This is a genomic window from uncultured Paenalcaligenes sp. (genome assembly GCF_947630565.1).
GTDB classification, from domain to species: Bacteria; Pseudomonadota; Gammaproteobacteria; order Burkholderiales; family Burkholderiaceae_B; genus Paenalcaligenes; species Paenalcaligenes faecalis.
The window spans coordinates 1-19,270 of the sequence record NZ_CANRIC010000043.1 but is presented as its reverse complement, the minus strand read 5'-3'; the positions used below and the strand labels follow the sequence as shown (position 1 = coordinate 19,270).

16 protein-coding genes and 1 riboswitch are annotated in these 19,270 nt (G+C 45.1%); of the genes, 7 read left to right on the top strand and 9 right to left on the bottom strand.

Annotated elements, in window-relative coordinates; translation table 11 throughout:
• The 3 genes from Q0Z62_RS08510 to pbpG all read right to left on the bottom strand — a co-directional run.
• Positions 1–414, bottom strand: a 414-nt coding sequence (locus Q0Z62_RS08510; protein ID WP_298053429.1) for a carboxypeptidase regulatory-like domain-containing protein, incomplete at its 3' end; no start/stop codon positions are given.
• Positions 415–440: 26 nt separating this feature from the next.
• Complete coding sequence (locus Q0Z62_RS08505; RefSeq protein ID WP_298053427.1) at positions 441–1,226, bottom strand: NRDE family protein; 786 nt, start codon at positions 1,224–1,226, stop codon at positions 441–443.
• Between the two features lie 4 nt (positions 1,227–1,230).
• Entirely contained in the window at positions 1,231–2,196 is a 966-nt protein-coding gene (pbpG, locus tag Q0Z62_RS08500; RefSeq protein WP_298053425.1) for a D-alanyl-D-alanine endopeptidase, read from the bottom strand.
• 237 nt (positions 2,197–2,433) lie between these two features.
• Here pbpG and Q0Z62_RS08495 point away from each other — a divergent pair, with 237 nt between their 5' ends.
• The 3 genes from Q0Z62_RS08495 to Q0Z62_RS08485 all read left to right on the top strand — a co-directional run bounded on the left by Q0Z62_RS08495 (position 2,434) and on the right by Q0Z62_RS08485 (position 4,532).
• Positions 2,434–2,724 carry a hypothetical protein gene (locus Q0Z62_RS08495; protein ID WP_298053423.1) on the top strand — a complete coding sequence of 97 codons (291 nt, stop codon included), beginning with the start codon at positions 2,434–2,436 and terminating at the stop codon, positions 2,722–2,724.
• A gap of 117 nt (positions 2,725–2,841) precedes the next feature.
• Positions 2,842–3,645 (top strand): MotA/TolQ/ExbB proton channel family protein, encoded by an 804-nt coding sequence (locus Q0Z62_RS08490; protein WP_269902129.1) that lies wholly within the window; start codon positions 2,842–2,844, stop codon positions 3,643–3,645.
• Positions 3,645–4,532 (top strand): OmpA family protein, encoded by an 888-nt coding sequence (locus Q0Z62_RS08485; RefSeq protein WP_269902128.1) that lies wholly within the window; start codon positions 3,645–3,647, stop codon positions 4,530–4,532. The genes Q0Z62_RS08490 and Q0Z62_RS08485 overlap by 1 nt, the downstream gene beginning before the upstream one ends.
• 74 nt (positions 4,533–4,606) lie before the next feature.
• Here the strand turns inward: Q0Z62_RS08485 and Q0Z62_RS08480 are convergent, their stop codons facing one another.
• Positions 4,607–6,049 (bottom strand): sodium:solute symporter, encoded by a 1,443-nt coding sequence (locus tag Q0Z62_RS08480; RefSeq protein ID WP_269902127.1) that lies wholly within the window; start codon positions 6,047–6,049, stop codon positions 4,607–4,609.
• A 61-nt stretch (positions 6,050–6,110) separates the two neighbouring features.
• A riboswitch (TPP riboswitch) is annotated at positions 6,111–6,212 on the bottom strand.
• Between the two features lie 121 nt (positions 6,213–6,333).
• On the opposite strand from Q0Z62_RS08480, the gene Q0Z62_RS08475 reads away from it, so the two are divergent.
• Both Q0Z62_RS08475 and Q0Z62_RS08470 read left to right on the top strand, forming a co-directional pair.
• Positions 6,334–7,110, top strand: coding sequence for a 3-oxoacyl-ACP reductase (locus Q0Z62_RS08475; RefSeq protein WP_298053418.1), 777 nt, complete (start codon positions 6,334–6,336; stop codon positions 7,108–7,110).
• Positions 7,110–8,402: an LLM class flavin-dependent oxidoreductase gene (locus Q0Z62_RS08470; protein ID WP_298053415.1), complete on the top strand. Its 1,293-nt coding sequence runs from the start codon at positions 7,110–7,112 to the stop codon at positions 8,400–8,402. The genes Q0Z62_RS08475 and Q0Z62_RS08470 overlap by 1 nt, the downstream gene beginning before the upstream one ends.
• Before the next feature lie 54 nt (positions 8,403–8,456).
• On the opposite strand, the gene Q0Z62_RS08465 is transcribed toward Q0Z62_RS08470, so the two are convergent.
• The 5 genes from Q0Z62_RS08465 to Q0Z62_RS08445 all read right to left on the bottom strand — a co-directional run bounded on the left by Q0Z62_RS08465 (position 8,457) and on the right by Q0Z62_RS08445 (position 17,503).
• Entirely contained in the window at positions 8,457–9,173 is a 717-nt protein-coding gene (locus Q0Z62_RS08465) for an MgtC/SapB family protein (protein ID WP_298053412.1), read from the bottom strand.
• Positions 9,174–9,269: 96 nt separating this feature from the next.
• A complete protein-coding gene (mgtE, locus tag Q0Z62_RS08460) occupies positions 9,270–10,637 on the bottom strand; it encodes a magnesium transporter (RefSeq protein WP_298053410.1) in 1,368 nt (455 codons plus the stop codon).
• A gap of 627 nt (positions 10,638–11,264) precedes the next feature.
• A complete protein-coding gene (locus Q0Z62_RS08455) occupies positions 11,265–14,615 on the bottom strand; it encodes an SbcC/MukB-like Walker B domain-containing protein (protein WP_298053406.1) in 3,351 nt (1,116 codons plus the stop codon).
• Positions 14,616–14,624: 9 nt separating this feature from the next.
• A complete protein-coding gene (locus Q0Z62_RS08450; protein WP_298053403.1) occupies positions 14,625–15,875 on the bottom strand; it encodes an exonuclease SbcCD subunit D C-terminal domain-containing protein in 1,251 nt (416 codons plus the stop codon).
• Between the two features lie 83 nt (positions 15,876–15,958).
• Positions 15,959–17,503, bottom strand: coding sequence for a sensor domain-containing diguanylate cyclase (locus tag Q0Z62_RS08445; protein ID WP_298053400.1), 1,545 nt, complete (start codon positions 17,501–17,503; stop codon positions 15,959–15,961).
• Between the two features lie 55 nt (positions 17,504–17,558).
• On the opposite strand from Q0Z62_RS08445, the gene Q0Z62_RS08440 reads away from it, so the two are divergent.
• Positions 17,559–19,052, top strand: a complete 1,494-nt coding sequence (locus Q0Z62_RS08440; RefSeq protein ID WP_298053398.1) for an ABC transporter substrate-binding protein — start codon at positions 17,559–17,561, stop codon at positions 19,050–19,052.
• 22 nt (positions 19,053–19,074) lie between these two features.
• The gene (locus Q0Z62_RS08435) at positions 19,075–19,203 is read left to right on the top strand and encodes a hypothetical protein (RefSeq protein ID WP_298053396.1); all 129 of its coding nucleotides are present in this window, start codon (positions 19,075–19,077) and stop codon (positions 19,201–19,203) included.
• Positions 19,204–19,270: the final 67 nt, after the last annotated feature.

Sequence of the window (19,270 nt, the reverse complement as noted above, 5' to 3'; positions counted from 1 at the left end):
ATTTGATTGGGCTTCAGGCCAAATAAAACTGAGCTGATGGCCTTGTTGTTTGATATGAATGGATTGATGCAGTGTTTGCCCTTCGTAAGTGACATAGACCTGATAGGTACCATAATCAATATCGAGCAAACAGAAAGGGCCGTCGCTATTGATGTTTAGTACGGTTTGGTCTTGCGCATCACGCATTACCACCTGAACATCTGCCACAAAAGCGACTCGATCCCCTTGTTTTTGACCAAAGTTGAGGCTTAAGGGGTAGAGGTTTCGTGCTGATTTAAAGGCCTCAGATTGATCACTGCCAATTCCGCCACACATATACGCGCTATTCATGTAGAACTGGACGGCAGGTAATGATTGGGCAGATAACAGAGGACTACATACGATACTACATATCATAGCAAGCCAGATGCGCATAATAACTCCTTTAGATGAGTAGTCAATTAAAACACAGGCCAACTATGGCGCTCTGTTTCCTCACCCTCCGCATTATAGCTACATTCATGTAAAAAACCATGGCCGCTTTGTGAGTGTAGCCAGACGCAGGAGCTGCGAGTGCCGTAGTCGGGGCTAACAATAAAAGGGCTGCTCAGTAGCTGTTCTCGATCTGGGTGTAACCCGGTGTTAGGTAATAGGTGTTCTGGGGCTTTAGTCTGATCGCGTAATAGGGCATAGGCATCATCAACACAGATTGAGTCTTGGGTTTCTACGAGTTTTTGTAGCCCATTTTGTAGGCGTGTACTTTTTGGCCAGGGCGTATTAAGTAAGTGATTGCTGAGGATATAGTGGCCTGGAGATAAACGGATTGGATCAAGCTGACTACGATTACTAAAATAATAGCAATCGAAGCGGGCGTGATCTGGATTCCATTCACCAACTATTAGGTTAAAGCCTTGGTATTGATCTTTTTGTTGAGCAATACGTTGGAGGTAATCGTGAGCTGAACACGAGGAATCCATGAGAAAATCTTTGCAGAGCGCACCTCGACTTTTTTCTTGTCCTGTCGCAGGGAGTAGATCCCGGTAATTAGTTAAGAGCGCGAAACGTCCCCTGCGATGAACCGCAAACCATGTGCCTCCGGCTTGCAAGTCTCGGCCGCCGATAATGTCTGGGTTTTCTTTCCATGGTGCGCAAGCCAAAGTAGGTCTGGCATGAAACTCATCACGATTCGCCGCGATAAATAAAGGCCACTGGGGATCAGTGGCCAAGGCAAGATAAGCAATACACATCGGATTAGAGCATCGCTAGTTTATTAGAGCTTTCGACTAAGTTGCGTAGACGTATCGCATCGCCAATACGGGAGTATCGGCCTTGGGCATTGAGTAAAACAATGGCGATGTCTCTGCCTTCGAACTTAGTGAGTAAGACTAAACACTGTCCTGCTTCGTTGATAAAGCCTGTTTTGGAGACTTGGATATCCCATTTATCGTTATGCACTAAACGGTTGGTGTTTGAAAAAACCAATTGACGTCCAGGGCGGGGCTCGACGGTATATTGCTCACTGGTGGTGTATTGGTGAATTAAGGGTTTTTTTGCGGTTTCTTGCATTAACAACACTAAATCACGCGGACTAGACACGTTTTCACTGGATAGACCGGTGGGTTCAACAAAATGAGTCTGACGCATACCTAATGAGCGCGCTTTATCATTCATTGCCCGAACAAATGCACTGCTACCCCCTGGGTAGTGACGGCCTAAAGCATTAGCAGCCCGGTTTTCTGATGACATCAGAGCCAAATGCATCATGTCAGCGCGGCTGAGTTTGGAGCCCACAGAAAGTCGTGAGGTGGTGTTTTTAAGGTGATCTACATCGGCACTGGTGATTTCCAGCATTTCGTCCATATCTTGGGCGGCTTCGATCACGATTAATGCTGTCATTAGTTTAGTGATAGAGGCGATAGGACGAACCACAGAGCTATTTTTTTGATAAATGGTGGTGGCCGAAGCGAGGTCTTGAACATAGGCGATCTCAGAGTGTAACTGAGAGGGGATAGCCTGAAGTAGTGAAGAGGGAGGGGGGCTAGGGACTGCATGCACGGGCAGCAAATTATTTGCATAGTGCGCATAGGGCGTATGATAATGAACCGGTGTTATATCTACGTCTTGCGCATAGGCTGGGATTGCTAAAACAGAACATAAAGCAGAGAGCGTGCTGATGCTACGACGCAGCCAAGCAGCAGGAAAGTGATATAAGAGCATAAGCGTTACCTAAGACCAGAGAAAAGCATCATCTGTGTGCAGATGGTATCAGATATTCCTCTATAAATTAAGAGGTTATAGATAGTTTATAAAATAAAAATGAAGATATTTAGATTTTTTTATCCTGGCTGTATTTTGATACTGTGTTTAATTTCAGTATATTCGAGTCTAACGTGGGCTCAGGGGGCATGGGCCTTTGAAAAGATCAGTCCAGCTATTCATCGTTCAGGGCAAACGGTGGAACAATCATTCCGTATTACAGAGATACCGCAATTACGTTCTATCTCAGGCACTATTAGTGCTATTTCGGTACAAGTTATGCCGACTTCCTCAGTGCAAATAGACAGTTATTTATGCGCTGAAAGCACCGCGTTGTGTGTGCCTGTCATCAATGGAAGGGTCTATACCAAGGCATTTAACGATCTTTCTGTTGCTACACCTCTGTATGTAAAACATCAGGTCGGGCAGTGGCAGGCTGGTAATTCTCCGACCTACATCAAGGTTCAATTGAATATATGGTGGCAGTAAGACAGATAAAGTTCGAGCTGTGTTAACATTTTCTCACTAAGATTAACCTTTGTTATCCTTTTTGCTCGATATCTGTTTAGCCCTATGCATTAAATAGGGCTTATTTTTAGGTGCTCCATGAATCCATCCACTCTGATAGGTATAGTCGCTAGTACGATTTTACTTGGCGTTGTTATTTTTTATACCTCGGTTGATCCGTCTTTATTTTTAGATATACCCAGTATTCTTATCGTATTAGTAGGTACGATGGCGGCAACCTTTATTAGTTATCCCCTGAGCGAGGTGGTGCGAATTTTCGGTTTAATTTTAACCGTGATGCGCAATGAAAAACTATATAGCCAACATGATATTGATGAGTTGATTAATATCTCTCGACTCTGGGTGTCAGGTGATATACGCGCTGTTGAGAACGCCCTAGAGCAGGTGTCAAATCCCTTTTTAAAAACAGGGGTGCAGCTGGTCATTGATATGACTCCCGAAGAGGAAATTCTTGAGCTTTTGCAATGGCGTATTTCGCGAATGCGGGCCAGAGAACATGCCGAGGCTCAGCTGTTTAGGGTGATGGCCAGCTACGCGCCTGCTTTTGGGATGGTGGGTACTTTGGTTGGTTTGGTGAACCTGATGTTCTTGTTGGGTGATGGCGACATGGCCTTAATTGGACAGCAGATGGCATTGGCATTGATGACAACTTTTTATGGGATTTTGTTTTCTAATCTGTTGTTTAAGCCGGTGGCCGTTAAACTAGAACGTCGTACTGAGCAGCGTTTGGTGTTAATGAACATGGTATTGCAAGGGGTGTCAATGATGAGTCAAAAACGAGGTCCAGCCATGATGCGTGAGACATTGAATTCATTTATGGCGCAATATCAAGATGAAATCAATGACGGCAATGGGCGTTATGATGATGTAGAGGCGGACTAATGTCGAACGATAGTAAGCTGATTGGGCAATTAACCGCCAAGGCCAAATCCTTAGAGGCTGAACTACAGCAAGCCCGTATGGCAATTAAAACGCGGGGTAAAGGGACACTTAACTCGCGTAAAGACCGTTTGATGCTCTTGGATGATAGCGTACAGCCTAAAGAAGAAGAGGAAACCTGGTTTGCAACCTATCTAGACATGATGACCCTGCTATTGGTGCTCATGATTGTCATGTTGGCTTTTGCGGGTAAGGGGGATTTTATCTCTGGCTTTGACCGTGCAGGTAGTGCAGCGATCACAGGTGGGGCTGGCGAAGGGGCCCATCCAGGGGCGAAGCAACTACGAGATGGCACGGGGGCGCATTTGGGGGGCGCATTACAGGGTGATGGCACACTTGCTGCGGGAGGCTTGGACGGTGATGGTGTCGGAGACGGCACGGGCTTAGACTCAGAGCGACGCCTAAGTGAGATGGGCTTTAATGAGCTAGGCGATGACATTGATGTGGTATTAAATGATGAGTCAGTCAGCTTTCGTATTAATAGCGAGATTTTATTCCCTTCAGGCCAAGCCGATTTGAGTTTGGCGGGGATCACCGTATTGAAAAAACTGGTCGCGGTATTGCAAAAAAACGATTATCAAATTGCAGTTGAAGGACATACGGACTCTATCCCTATGCGTGGTGGGCGTTATCCTTCGAACTGGGAACTATCAGGTTCCAGAGCCGGTAGTGTGGTGCGTTACTTTGAGGCCAATGGGATTGAAAGTAAACGGCTACGGGCAGTGGGGTTTGCCGATACGCGACCATTGCAGTCTAACGAAAGTGCCGAAGGCAGAGCGCAAAACCGTCGAGTGGAGCTAACGATGGAGATCCCTAAGTCCAATCGTTAATCAGCGGATTTTAGAATAGAAAAACCCTCTACATCATGTGTTGTAGAGGATTTTTTTATGACTTTGTATGAGTATTAACTAATTTGCTGATCAATGCCTTTGATTTTAGCGAGCTGACCAAAATCAAACTGATGACGCCCTAAACGCTCTAAGAGTAAACACAGTGCGGCAGGAACAAACGCAGCAACTAAAAATGACTCAAGCAAGTAGGTCATCGGGCCAGTAGGTGTAGGGAATAAATAAAGCCCAGTGACTAACCCAGCAATGGTGCTAATGGTGGCATGAGTGCCGCTGATACGACGGCTGTATAAGCCATAGAATACGGGGAAAGCGGCAGCGGAGCAGAGCAAGTCAGCCAAGAGAAATAGGTACAAAACGCTTAAGCCCTTGGCCGAGGTATACCATACTGGAATCGCAAGCCCCCAGACTAGCCAACGGGATAAGCGCATTAACTGAGCACTGCTTAATTGAGGCATAATGCGGCGCGCATCCACAGCAATAATGCTGGTGACAGCACTGATGGCGGTATCCGCACTACTCATCACTAGCGCAAGACCAAGTGGAATCAATAACACCACAAACCAAATAGGTAGACTAGGTGCTAGGACGCTAAACAGGGCTACGGAGCTATCACCATCGGGCGTCCAGGCAACAAATGCCAGTCCAAATAGCCCCATGATAAAAATAAAGGGAACCACCAACAGACCACTAATCAGAAAACCATTTCGCATGGCCTTATCACTTTGTGCGGCATAAATACGTTGCCAGTTGCCTTGATGAAAGAGCCCCGTGAGTAAGATGGCTACAAAAAAAGTAATACCTGCTTTAATACCCACTGCATTACTGAGATCAAGCAACTGAGGGGCATTTTGCTGTAAACGCTCAATGGTAGGGGCGGCTCCGCCTACTGCATTCCAACCAAAGATCAGTAATAAAAACAGCAAGGGCAACATGACTAGCATTTGTACCTTATCCGTAAAGATACTGGCACGTAGCCCACCGTAAGAGGTGTAAATAAGCGTAGCCCCCAACACAACAGCGGCAGTTACGCCTAAGGGGATCGGAGCGATCAGAGTGACCAGCTTTGCCATCGCTGTGATTTCGGCTGTTAAAGAGATGAACATATAGAACATCATAATTAACAGGGTCAATAAATACATGGGTTTACCAAAACGATGGATCACATATTCAGTCAGGGTATGGCCTTGGGGCACCAGATCTCGCATCCGTTGCCCTAATGGAATCATGGCAAGGCGTGGGGACATAGAGCCAATCGCGTAACCAATCACGGCCCCTAAGCCGCCCCATGTTGCAGCCTGAGCGGGTGAGAATAAGATCCATGCCCCCAAAGAAGAGGCCAGTAACGTTAATACGGTCGCAAATGCACTTTGACTATTGCGAGCGACGATATAGTCTTCTAGACTATCATTGGCTCGGCGAGCATAGGCGACACCTGCTAATGCAAAAATGGCAGAAAAGCCAATTAGCCAAGCTAAGGTTGAAACTTCACTAAGCATAATCCCTCGACCTTTATCGATATGTATTTATAAGTAAAATTATGGGCATGGATAGATGCGTAGCACGGAGGAATTCCTTCCCTGCGCCGGCATTATCCGGATCAGGTGCTAAGGGTTAGTGTTGATCACACCTCTCAGCCAGTAGGCACCCCTAGGAACTGCACAAAGATTATGCAATTGCACCGCTTGTGTCAAATAAGATCGTACATTTTGTAGGACTTGTTTGGTGTGTTATTGTTTTTATTGACACGATACGTCTTATTATTTGTAATTTTGGAGGGGAAATGAATACTGCGGCATTAGCAATACAAGACCAAGTCGTTTTGATTACCGGTGGGGCCAGAGGGCTAGGGGCCGAGCTAACTCGGGCCTTTTTGAATCAAGGCGCTTGTGTGGTGATTAATTACTTGCAAAGTAAAGAGGCGGCTGAAACCTTAGTTGCCACTGCTCCCGATCGTGCAATTGCCCTTCAAGCGGATGTGTGTGATGCTCAAGCCGTAGCTGCTATGGTCGAGCAGGCTGAACGCCATTTCTCTAAAAAAATTACAACGGTGGTCAATAATGCATTACCTAGTTTTCGTTTTAATGGGGATGCCAGACCACACGCGCAAGACTTGAGCTGGGAACAAATGCATCAGCAAATGGAAGGCATATTGCGCGGAGCACTGAATACCATTCAAGCCACGATGGCTAGTATGGAGGCTCAACACTTTGGGCGCATTATTAATATCGGTACGAATTTATTTCAGAATCCAGTTGTGCCGTATCATGATTACACGGCAGCTAAAGCCGCCTTATTGTCATTTACACGCACGATGTCGCAGGATTTAGGACCAAAAGGAATCACGGTGAATATGATTTCAGGTGGTCTATTGCGTACTACCGATGCTTCCTCGGCTACCCCAGAAGCGGTATTTGATTTTATTGCGGCCAGTACCCCGTTGCGTAAGGTCACAGATCCTGCCGAGTTTGCCGATACGGCATTATTTTTTGCTTCGCCTTGGGCTCGCTCTGTCACCGGCCAGAACTTAGTGGTTGATGGGGGCTTAGTGAAAAACTAATGAGACAATTACACTTAAATTTATTTATTTATACATGCGGTCATCACCGTGCAGCGTGGCGTCATCCTGATTCACCGGTTGAGCGTTTAGGTGATGTTCGTTATTACGAAGAGCTCGCTCAGTCGGCGGAGCGCGCAAAACTAGATGCGATTTTCTTTGCTGACGGTCAGTATTTTGGGAATGTTGAGGATGGGCCGCAGTGGTTTTTAGAGCCGCTTACTTTACTTGGGCCATTGGCTCGTGCCACGGAAAAAATTGGTCTAATTAGTACGGTATCCAGTACTTTTCAAACTCCTTTTAATGCGGCTCGTATGCTCGCCTCGTTAGATCATATCTCCGGCGGACGCGTGGCGTGGAATGTGGTGACCTCTATGTACGACGTAGAGGCGCGTAATCACGGCTATGAGTCAATGCCTGATCATGCCTGGCGCTATGAGCGTGCTGTGGAGTTTATCGAATCAGCAAAAAAACTGTGGGACTCGTGGAGTGATCAAGCTATGGTGCTGGATCGTCAGGGTGCCTATGCGGATGCTAATCAGGTTAAACCCATTTTGCATCAAGGAACGCATTTCTTAGTTGATGGGCCATTGACTATTCCCCGTTCTCCACAGGGCCATCCGGTGTTGTTTCAAGCCGGAGCCAGTGAGCAAGGACGTCATGTGGCAGCACAGTTAGCCGAAGCCATTTATGCCGTCGCCTATGATTTACCTGCAGCCCAGGAATATTATCGTGATGTAAAACGACGTATCCTAGAGGCAGGCCGAGGGGTGGATGTACCTATTATGCCGGGCTTGGTGACCTATGTGGCCTCCACACACGATGAGGCCCTACGTAAGCAACGAGAGTTAGACGAATTGCTGCCTACACAGACGTCGTTACGCCAGTTAGGTATGTTTGTTGGACAAGATTGCACGGCATGGGAATTAGATGCTCCTGTGCCTAAACTCAAGCCCCTAGAGGAGTTTACGGGTCCTAAAGGGCGCTACAGTACCATTTTGCGTATTATCGAAACCGAAAATCCAACAGTACGCCAGCTATTAGGTCGTTTAGCAGCAGGGGGAGGGCATTGCACCATGGTGGGTACACCTGACTCGATTGCTGATCGCATGGAACACTGGTTCCGTAATGAGGGGGCAGATGGCTTTAATTTAATGCCACCAGCCTTGCCTTATAGTTTTAATGACTTTGCGGAACAGGTTATTCCTGTATTACAACAGCGTGGTTTATTCCGCACTGAATATACGGGCAATACGTTACGAGATCATTTAGGCTTAACCCGCCCCCAAGCTTGATCACGTGTGTTTTTATAGAGTCAAAGCGTCGTATTTTAGAATACGACGCTTTTTTTATTCATTGGTGCGAGGCGACCAAAAGGCTTGGCGGATTTTAGCATTGCGATTGAGCTGTTTAATGAGATGGTCCATATCGCGTTCATCAATGGAAGTCGCCATTAGGGTGGCCTCAATCTCAATTTCATCGTCCCCAAAAGGCCCTATGTCTAACTCAGCTAAGGGATAGTTACTGGATTTTAATAGTCGCTCTAAATCTGCCATGACAATTTGTCTATGGTTTGAAGCGGCAATAATATGAATAACATGAGTTAACTCACTGGCTTGGGCATCAATCGGAATGCGGTTAATTGCATTGACGAGGGGGCGCAGTAAGGTGTTGGCGGCTAAGACAAAAGCGGTAGCTAAGATGGCTTCGGCAATCAGGTCGGCTCCGGCACATGTGCCTATAGCGGCTGAGCCCCATAGCGTTGCGGCGGTATTGATGCCCCGCACCCCTCCGTCTTCACGCATGATAACCCCAGCGCCCAAAAAGCCGACACCAGACACCACATAGGCGGCGACACGTATCGCTCCATCAGCGCCACCTGTACGCATGGCCATATCAACAAAAATAGCGGCGCCCACGCAGACCAGTACGTTTGTGCGTAAACCTGCAGTACGTTGTCTGAATTGACGCTCTAGGCCAATGATAGAGCCCAAAATGAAGGCGGCCAATAGGCCTACAAAAGAATTAAGCAGCTCAAGGCTATCAAAATTAGTAATGGCATGCATAGCAGGATGTTTTCCCAAAAGGACAAGAGCGAGTTTAACTCGCTCTTGTTACACAATGATCACATAGAGGGTAAGAAAAGTGATCGAGTGTTCGGCTTATACGGCTGGCATTTCTAGAATCATGCTAGCAATATTAAAGTAAATCAGTACACCTGTGGCGTCACAAATAGAAGTAATAAGCGGGGCGCTGGCAGATGCTGGGTCTAACTTAAATTTAGTGAATAGGAAAGGGAGTGACATACCAATCACGCTACCGACAATCACAATAATAACCATGGTTAAGGAAACCACTAAGGCAATATCTATACCACCTCGATACACCCCAATAACGGAAACGGCAAGAGCCATACTGAGACCAAGCAGCAGAGCTACACTAATCTCTTTACCCAACATGGAGAACCAGTCTCGGCCACGCACATCGCCTGTTGCTAAAGCACGAACCATCAGAGTGGCACTTTGAGAGCCAGCGTTACCACCACTATCAACCAATAAAGGAAGGAAGAAGACCAGAGTCACCATGCTCTCAATGAGCTCTTCAAAGTGGGCAATCCCTGCACCAGAGAAAATATTTCCGAAAACAAGAACCACAAGCCAGAAAACACGCATACGATAGAGCAACCAGACGCTCGCATCCTTTAGCGATGCATTTAGTTTGCCGCCGATCTGACCCGTAACGGCGCCTAAACGCATTTGGTCCTCGGCGCTTTCTTCCTGCGCTACGTCTAACGCGTCATCGTGAGTCACAATACCCACCATACGTTGCTGATCGTCAACGACAGGTAGAGCAAGCAAGTCATAATGCGCAATTTGGGTTGCCGCTTCGTTTTGGTCTTCGTCGGCTCGTGCGTGAATAACCTCTTTGACCATAATGTCACGTAACGTGGCTTGCTGATTGGCTAACAGCAAATCACGCAAAGAGGCTGTTCCTTCAAGATGACGCTGTTTATCAATGATGTAGATTTGGTAAATGGTTTCCGCATCGGGTGCCTCTAAGCGAATGCGCTCTAGGGCCTCTGTCACCGTTAAATCAGCGTGTAAGCTGACATAGGCCGAGGTCATGATCGCCCCGATAGTTCCTTCTTCGTAGCTAGCTAGATTGCGAATGTCCTCGCGTTCAGCATGAGCTAGACCAGGCAGAATGCTTTGACGCTCTTCTTCGCTGAGGCGGTTATATAAGTCAGCTCGCTCATCGTGGTCCATTTTTTCAAATAACGCGGTCAGCTCCGATCGATTCATTAGTTGAGCTATGCTGGACTGAATGGAGGGCTCTAAATAGCCAAAGATGATGGACTGCTTATCTTGCTGGCAACGGCGTAGCAGCTGCAAGGCCTCTTCGGTGGAAACATGACCTAAAACAGTGGCAATGTCTGGGTAAGGTAAGCCATTGATGATATTACTGGCATTTTTCCAGTCGCTACGCGCCACAGCGCTTTGTGTTGCTTGGATAATGGTGTCGAGTTCCATATCAGTATCCTATTGATAATCATTATTGATTAGTTAATTAAAAAAATAGAAAGAACTGATCGCAATAAAAGAAAGGCGCAACTAGTCCTTGGAAATAAATCATTAATTAAAATGAAATAGATCCTAGAATGTATAGGCGTAATTATTCCTGCGAAAAATTAATTATAAAAAATAATTAATTACGCTTTATGATGATTGAGTTAGGAAAAGTAAAATCACCAAGGCCATTGCGCAAGCAAGCCAAGTAGGTACAAACAGGTCTAGGCCCAAAGAGGGCGATAGATAATTATTGTAGCGGTGTTTTTTGTGGGCGAAAGCCCTAAAGACACTGCATCCTAATAGGTATAGGACACAGTAAAGACAAGAGTACTGTGCCCTAGAATGCGCAACAACCGATCAGCGATCGGCTACTTTCACCAGGTTCGGTATCCACAGTAAGCTCTCCTTTTGTTGAAATCCAAACAAGTATAGCAGGGTTTTTACGGATAGGACAATCAATGTGTAAAAAAGAACAAAAGGTGTTTTTATTATTCAGTGGGTCAATGAATTGGTATGAGAAATAATCAATTGATTTATAAATAAAATAAAAGCACCAAATAGAAATGTTTTTTAATAAAATAAAATCGATTAGGTGCTGCTGCAGCCCGGTCCACGTAGTTGACTAACACCACCTAATTGAGAGTTAACTTGGATTTGTGTACTAATGCGTTCTTTGAGTGTGCTGATGTGGGATATCACACCAATGAGTTTGCCGCTTTGCTGTAATGACGCCAAGGTGTCTAGGGCGATGTCTAGGGCCTGTTCATCTAAGGTGCCAAAGCCCTCATCTAAAAACAACGAGTCAATACGAACTTGTTGACTGGCCATCGTCGATAGCCCTAAGGCCAGAGCTAAACTCACGATAAAGCTTTCTCCACCTGACAGATTTTTGGTAGAACGTATTTCACCCGCTTGGTAGTTATCCATAATATTGATATCAAGTGGTTGTTCTGTATCACGAATCAGCAGATAGCGAGGTGTCATTTTTTGGAGTTGCTGGTTCGCATGTCCGACCATGATGTCGAACGTAATGCCTTGAGCAAAATTACGGAATTTCTTGCCGTCAGCAGAGCCGATTAACGCGTGTAGTTTTGCCCACTTATTTAGTTCATTTTGTTGCTGCTCTATGTGTTGCAGTTGTTTTTGCTGTTGTGTTTTCTTTTGTTGATTGGCCTGTAATTGTTGATTGATGCTACCTATTTTCTGTTGTAGCTCACCAGAAACCTGTGCTAGTTGCGCAATACGTTGTTCTAGATCAGAAGCAAGGTCAAGGCTTAGTGCTAACGGATTTTGCGTGTCATTAGAGGCCAAGAGTAGATTCAAGGCGTCTTGGTGTTTAGCCATAGAGACCCCCAATAGTCGGCTACGCTCTTGACCTTTAGCAAGCTCGGTTTGTAGTAGCTGAAATTGCTCTTCTGTTTTTTTGAACTCTGTGGCGGCTATGTGTAGACGTTCCTGCAGTTGTTTTTCCTGTTGATTTGGATCTTGATCTGCAAATACCTGATATCGCTCGTTTTGGGTAGCATTGATGACCGATTGAGCCTGCTGCCATAGAGACGTCGCTTCAACGAGTTGCTCTTCGCAGTGACTGATTTGCTCTGTTTGGTATTGGTGGCTTAGTTGCAATTCCTGTTGTTTTGGTTTCAGGTCAGCCACATTGCGTTGGTGCACTACCCATTGATCGTAGCGTTGAGATAAGCCGAGCAGCACCTCATCGACTTGATTAGCGTGAGTGATCGGTTGAGCATAAGGCTGTAGTTGTTGGTTCAGGGTCGCTAGTGTTTGTTGATATTGCTCTGTGTAGGTACTGAGGTCTTGTTCAAGGCGCTGTAGCTCGGACTGTTCTGTGTGTTGTTGTAATCGGTTCGCTGCTAAGTCTTGTTCGATTTGGCGTTGTTGTTGCTGTGCTTGAGCAAGCGCTTGTTCTAGAGCAAGGTGCTGCTTTTCTAGCTGTTGGAGTTGCTCTACGATCTGGGCGCATTGAGCGCGTTGTTGTTCGTTTTTTAGATACGCTTGCTGTAATAGTTGGGTTAGCTCCGGGTGTGTGGCTGGCAGCGCCAATGACTTACACAATGGAGCTACGGCCTGTTCCGTGTCGAGTTGCTGAGCTTGAGAGAGAGCGATGTTTTTTTCATATTGTCCGATCATGGCCCGATGTTGAGCTAAGGCCTCCTGTTGAGCTTGCAGATGGGATCGAGTCTCTTGTCGTTGTTGATTGATCTGCTGTAGCGCATCGTCTAACTCATGGGTTTGCTCGGTGATACCGTGCGTATAGGGGTGCTCTAGAGCCCCGCATAACGGACAGGCCTCACCCTCTACAAGCTGATGGCGTTCAGCCTCTAGTGCTTGAATGCGATGGGTTAAATCAATAGAGCGCGTGATTTGCTCGCGTGATTGCTCTAAGAGGGCAAGGTGTTTTTCATTTTGAGCGAGCGCGTCTTTTGTGTGTTGCTCTGCGTCCTGTGCTTGTGCAATGTCTTTCTGTGTTTGTTGGATTTGATCAAGCAAAAACAGACCTTGTGTATGCAATCGTTGTGCAGTAATGATGTGATTTTGCTCATGGACTAACTGTAGATGTTGCTGATGCCAGTCAGCGCTGGATTTGCCATCTAATAGCTGTTGTATGGACTGCAGATGTGTGCGCTGTTGATCGGCCAGTTGTGTGGAGTTGGCTTGTGCTTGTTTTTCTTTGATTAAAAGAGGCGACTCGCGTTGTTGAGTTTGTTGTAGTGCTTGTTGCGCCTGCGTGACAGCGGAAGCCGTATGTTGTTGGGATTGATACGCTTGTTGTAGCGCGGAGGCGTGATTACGAAGCAGAGCTAAATCAGCGACTAATTGGGCATCAGCGGCATGCTGCTCTAAAAATTGGGTAGAGCTTTGCAGATCGCTCTGTAAAAGTTTGGCTAGTTCTACTTGTTCTGAGCGCTGTTGTTCAATGGTGTTTTTACGTGCAGTTATTTTTTTGACGAGCGCATGTGCCTCATCTAGACGGTTTTTTTGCTGCAAAATGTCGGCATCAAGCCTACGCACCTTTTCGTATAAAGGACGAGCTTGCTCTAGTGCTTGATGAGAGGAGTCGTAATGTGCTTGTGCTTGTGTGCGTTGTTCAGTGAGTTCTTGGCATTGTGCATACAGCTGTGACAGCACCTGTTCGGTTTGTTGTAAGTTGTGCTGATCGTCTTTGATTTGCTGCTGATAATGCAGTTGCTGCTGTTCTTGGTTTAGTAAGGTTTGTAGTTGAGTCGATTGATTCTGATAATCTTGTTTTTGTTCTATTAGGTTTTGTTCCGTTGAGCTATCTAATAAACTGAGCAGTTGTAGCTCAGTGGTGAGTTGCTCTAGCTTTTTACGTTCCGTGCTGTAGCGTTCATGTGTCAGTATAGAGATGCGGCTATAAATAGCCGTGCCAGTGATTTGTTCGAGTATAGGGGCTCGGTCATCGGCTTTAGCTTGTAAAAAAGCGGCAAAGCTGCCTTGGGCAAGCAGCATTGATCGTGTAAATCGTTCAAAGTCCATGCCGGTTAATGCCTCTACCTCTTTAGAGACGGCATTGAGCTGGTTTGCAATGATTGCTCCGTCCGTTAAGGCGGATAATTCATGTTTAGGCTGCTGTAATTCGCCTTGGGGACTGCGTCGAGCACGATGATGACTCCAATGAACGCGAAACTGTCCTTTCACTGTCTCAAAGCAGAGCTCAGCAAAGCATTCGCCAGTGCGTCTAGACATAATTTCATTGTCACTTTTAGTGATACGTCCTAGACGAGGCGTCTGACCATATAAGGCTAAACCAATCGCATCTAAAAGCGTGCTTTTTCCTGCACCGGTAGGGCCTGTAATTGCAAAAATCCCCGCCGATTCGTACTCAGGATGGGTGAAGTCGATATGCCATTCACCGTACAAGGAATTCAAGTTTTTAAAACGCAACGATAAAATACGCATACCACAAACCTAATGAGAGGAAGAGGAGGGGGGGAGATCTAAGGCTAAATGCCATATTTCTTGGAACGCAGCGGTTAGCTCAGGCTGTTGGTTGGGTTCGATCTGATGGCTATCTAGGCAGCGCTGAAACACGTCCAGTTCAGATAGTTGCTCTAAGCTTTCTTGTTCATGGGACTGAAGCAGAGCGCTGGGTGCAAGCGCTTGATTTTGGATGCGTAATACCTCAATCGTGCTGTTTTGTACCAGGGCTTCAATTTTTTCGCGTAAATCCGGCATCAAAGTGGCGGCGGAGTAAATCACCTCTACCCAAATGGATTCGTTTTCCTGCGTCAGGGTCGTTAGTTCAGCGTGAAGTTGATTCCAGTCGCCGCGTACGCGCTGTAGCCGCTGAAAGACGGGAATAGCCAACAGGCTGACCTGCACGGTTTGGTCGGACCCAAGTCGAACTAGGCAAAGGGATTTTTGCTGTTTGGCTTCACCGAACCCCATGGCGATGGGCGAACCGCTGTAGCGAATCGTGTCGTTGTTAGCGACTGACTGCGGAACGTGTAAATGCCCTAAGGCAACATAGTCAAAACAGTCAGGAAAGCAGTCCGCCGAAATATGCGCCAAACTGCCCACATATAAATCCCGCACCCCATCGTCAGCCAGTGTTTTCCCACCCGCGGCAAATAAATGACCTGTTGCAATCAAAGGCACAGGATGCGTTAACGTTGCATTAAGTTGTTGGGCGGCCTGCGCGACCTGAGCGTAATGCTGTTGAATACCTAACACCGCATTTTTTGCCTTGTCCTCAATGGTTTCACCGGCTTGGACTAGGCGAACATCTCTATCACGTAGATAGGGTACCGCACAGACAATCAGTTCTGGTGTGCCTGAGGCATCTGTTAAAAGCAGAACCTCGTCAGAAATAGAGTCCAACGGGCTAGCCTGCCCTACAACATGAATGTCCAGCGCGTGCAGTAGGTCTTTTGGGGCATTGATAAAAGTAGGCGAGTCGTGATTGCCAGCAATAATAATGACATGCCTACAGCACGTGTTGGCGACCTGACACAAAAATTGATAGTACAAACTTTGCGCCTGATGGCTGGGGGCGCTGGTGTCAAAAATATCCCCCGCCACGATAAGAACATCAATGTGCTGCTGTTGAATGGTAAGAAGTAACCAATCCAAAAAAGCACTAAATTCATGGTCGCGTCTTTTGTCATAGAGCAAACGCCCTAGATGCCAATCAGAAGTGTGGAGGATATTAAGGGACATGGTGTAAGTGAAAATTTAATAAGCTGTATAAAAATACAGTGTACTGTGGATTGGGTAGGTCTACAAATGTGGAAAATACTGAGTTATATGGTGGGGTTTTTAGAAAAACCCGTAAATTCAATAACTTGATTACGTCCTGCCCGTTTAGCTTTGTATAGGGCGTAGTCTGCTCGCTGTGTCAAATGGTTGACGTTAATACTTTTTCCCTCTTGGTGGGGGTGCATGGTTGCTAGACCTATACTTACGGTAATCAATGAGGTCTTATCGCTATAGAGGTGCTTGTAATTTTTATTGCTAATATGAGCACAAATACGATTTCCTATGAGCAAGGCATCCTTAGCACTCGTGTTTGGCAGCAATATTGAGAACTCTTCCCCGCCATAGCGTGCTACTAGGTCAGAGGATCGGCCTACTACACTAGAGAGTTGTTGAGTTATAAACTTTAAGCATTCATCGCCTTCTAAATGACCATATGTATCATTGAATTTTTTAAAAAAATCAATATCTATCATTAAAAATGAGATTGGTGTGTGGGAGCGATATGCATTAGCCCACTCTCTATCTAAGCTTTCATCTAAAGCAAGACGATTCGCTACGTTTGTAAGAGCGTCTATTCGCATCATGCGCTCTAGCTCTAGAGTGAGTTTTTTTTCTCTTTTCCAGCCTTGGTTCTGTATGTAAATTAAACCTGATGATGCGATTAATAAATACAAAACCATCGGTGTAGCTAAGCCCAGTAACTCTTGAGGGCTACTTTTTAAGACTTCATTACTGTCAACTTTGGAAACCAAAATCCAAGGGGACTGATTAATTAATGTGGATGTCGCTATTACCTTTTCATTACGATAATCGGTCGTATCGAAAAGTCCATGCATATCACTAAGAGGGGTTGAGAGAAAATTATTTTTCTGATGTTCTAAAGCATTGTGACGCAAAGGACTAAGTAGTACCGTCTTATCTCCATCTTGCATAATAAGATTGCTTTCGGCTGTTTTACTAATTCCTGGCCATTTTTCTATGAGTGTGTAAAGTGACTTACGTACATCCGTAACAAGCCAAACGCTGGCAATAGGTTGATTTTTTTGATCATAAATGGGTGTAATAACACCAAAAAAAGGAAAGCCAAAGAAAGGATGTAAACGTGGTTCTATCGCGATAGGGCTCGCTACTTGAAAGGCTTTATGCATGGCTATAAGCTCTTCATCAGGCAATTCCAGATTGGTTTTTCCTAACTCATCTAAGACAATATTACCGTTTAAGTCAACCAAATACGCTGCGTTATAGCTGTGTTGCTCTTGCATAATACGCAAGGTATTACTGATATGTTCTTGGATACCCTTTTGTGAGTTAATGTCGAGCTCCTCATTGAGCCAGTAACTAATAGTGCTGTTAAGGAGAAGGTCCTCTGTAATATGTGCAGCATCAATGAGATGACGCTCGCGCCACAGCTGTATATTAGCGCGCTGTAGTTGATTTATTAGTTGCAGCTCGTTTTCGGCAAGATGCTTTTTTTGTGTTTGACGCTGAGTATAAAAAAAGAGTAGAGTCCAGATCAATAACAGAGCAAACAGTATAATAATAAAGATCGTAGTTCTGTGCCTTGGTTTTGCTTTAATATGAGCATCCATACCAATTTTCCGAATTTTAAAATTTACGTATTAATCATTATAAATGGATTTGCTTATGGTTACGCGACGTCAAGTGCTTATTACCCCAATTTCGCTTATGGTTATGGGGGCAAGTCAATCGGTTTTAGGGTCTACAGCAGATAAAGACACTGTGAGAATTGGCTTATCACTAGCTCCAAGCAGTCTCGATCCGACTAGCACAGCAGAAATCGTAGTAGCTCAAGTCCTTCATTATAATGTGTTGGAAGGGTTGGTACAGCTAGATGAAAAAGGAAACGTGGAGCCTTGCTTAGCGAGAGAGTGGCAGATTTCTGATGATGGAAGGACTTATATTTTTCATATCAAGCCTAATGTTTTTTTTCATAATGGTAGAGAGCTAAACGCAAATGTAGTTAAATATAGTCTAGAGCGCGCTATCTCATTAAAAGAAAAAAATAAGCTTTACAAACCATTTTTTAGTGGTGTCGAAAAAATATTAGTGCTAGATGATAAAACTGTTGCGATACAGATCGAGCATCCTGATCCATTAACTTTGTTTAGATTAGCCGAATCACCTGCTGCTATTGTACATCCGGAAACAGTTGATCAGCTAGGGACCTATCCAATAGGAACAGGTCCTTTTCAGTTTGTTGAGTATAAAAATAAAGAAAAGATAGTTTTAAAAAAATCAGATGATTATCATGTAAATCAATTGATACGAATTGATTTAATTGAGTATTACTTTATCCCTAGTCCTGAGGAGCAGCTTAAAGCAATTAAATCAAATAGGATAGATCTACTTTTTCATATGACAGCCTTAAATACTTACGAGTTTCAGAATAATAGTCAGTATGAGGTGCTTAGAGGAGATTCAACAAGTAAGGTTTTACTGGCCATCAATAATAAAAAAGAACCATTAAATAATTTAAAAGTTAGACAGGCCTTATCTCATGCTATAGATCGTGAGACATTAATACGAGAAGCTTACTTAGGTCAAGGTCGAGCCATTGGTAGTCACTATGCAGTCAGTGAGATTGGTTACATTGATCTAACGAGTGTGTATCCATTTGATATTGAAAAGGCTAAACGTTTACTTGCTGAAGCAAATGTGGAGTTACCCATATCATTAAATTTATCATTGCCTCCGACACCCTATGCGATGGCAGGTGGCCCTGTTATCGTAGAAGCACTAAAAAAAATTGGTATACATATAAACCTAATTCAACTCAGTTGGGATCAATGGCTATCTACTGTATTTAAAGGTGATTTTGACTTGAGCCTCATTTTGCATGCTGAGCCTTTAGATTATTATATTTATGCGGATTCAAATTATTATTTTGGTTATAGTAGCCCTGAATTTGATCAACTGCTGAAAGGCTACAATCAAATTTATAACCCGAGGTCACAACGTCAAGTCCTACAAGAAATTCAAAGAAAGCTAGTGGATGATGCTGTGAATGTGTGGCTATTTACACCTGAAATTGCAACTGTAGTACGGCGGGGTTTAAAAGGTGTCTGGATGCATTACCCGACTTTTTCCCACTCTGTAAAACAGATGTATTGGATGTGACTTTACTTGGAGGAAATCAAGCATGTCACAAGGGCGCAGCATTCGACTCTTTTTAGTAGACGGATCACCTAAAGGCTTAATGACCGCAGAAATTGTCAATAACCCCGCCCTAAAGGGCGAGGCTTGCCGGATTCAATCTGAGCTTGCCTAGATTGACCAGACTCAGCGCTGTTAGGGCGCTACGTTGTAACGAAGTCCAAGACGCACCGTGGGATGCT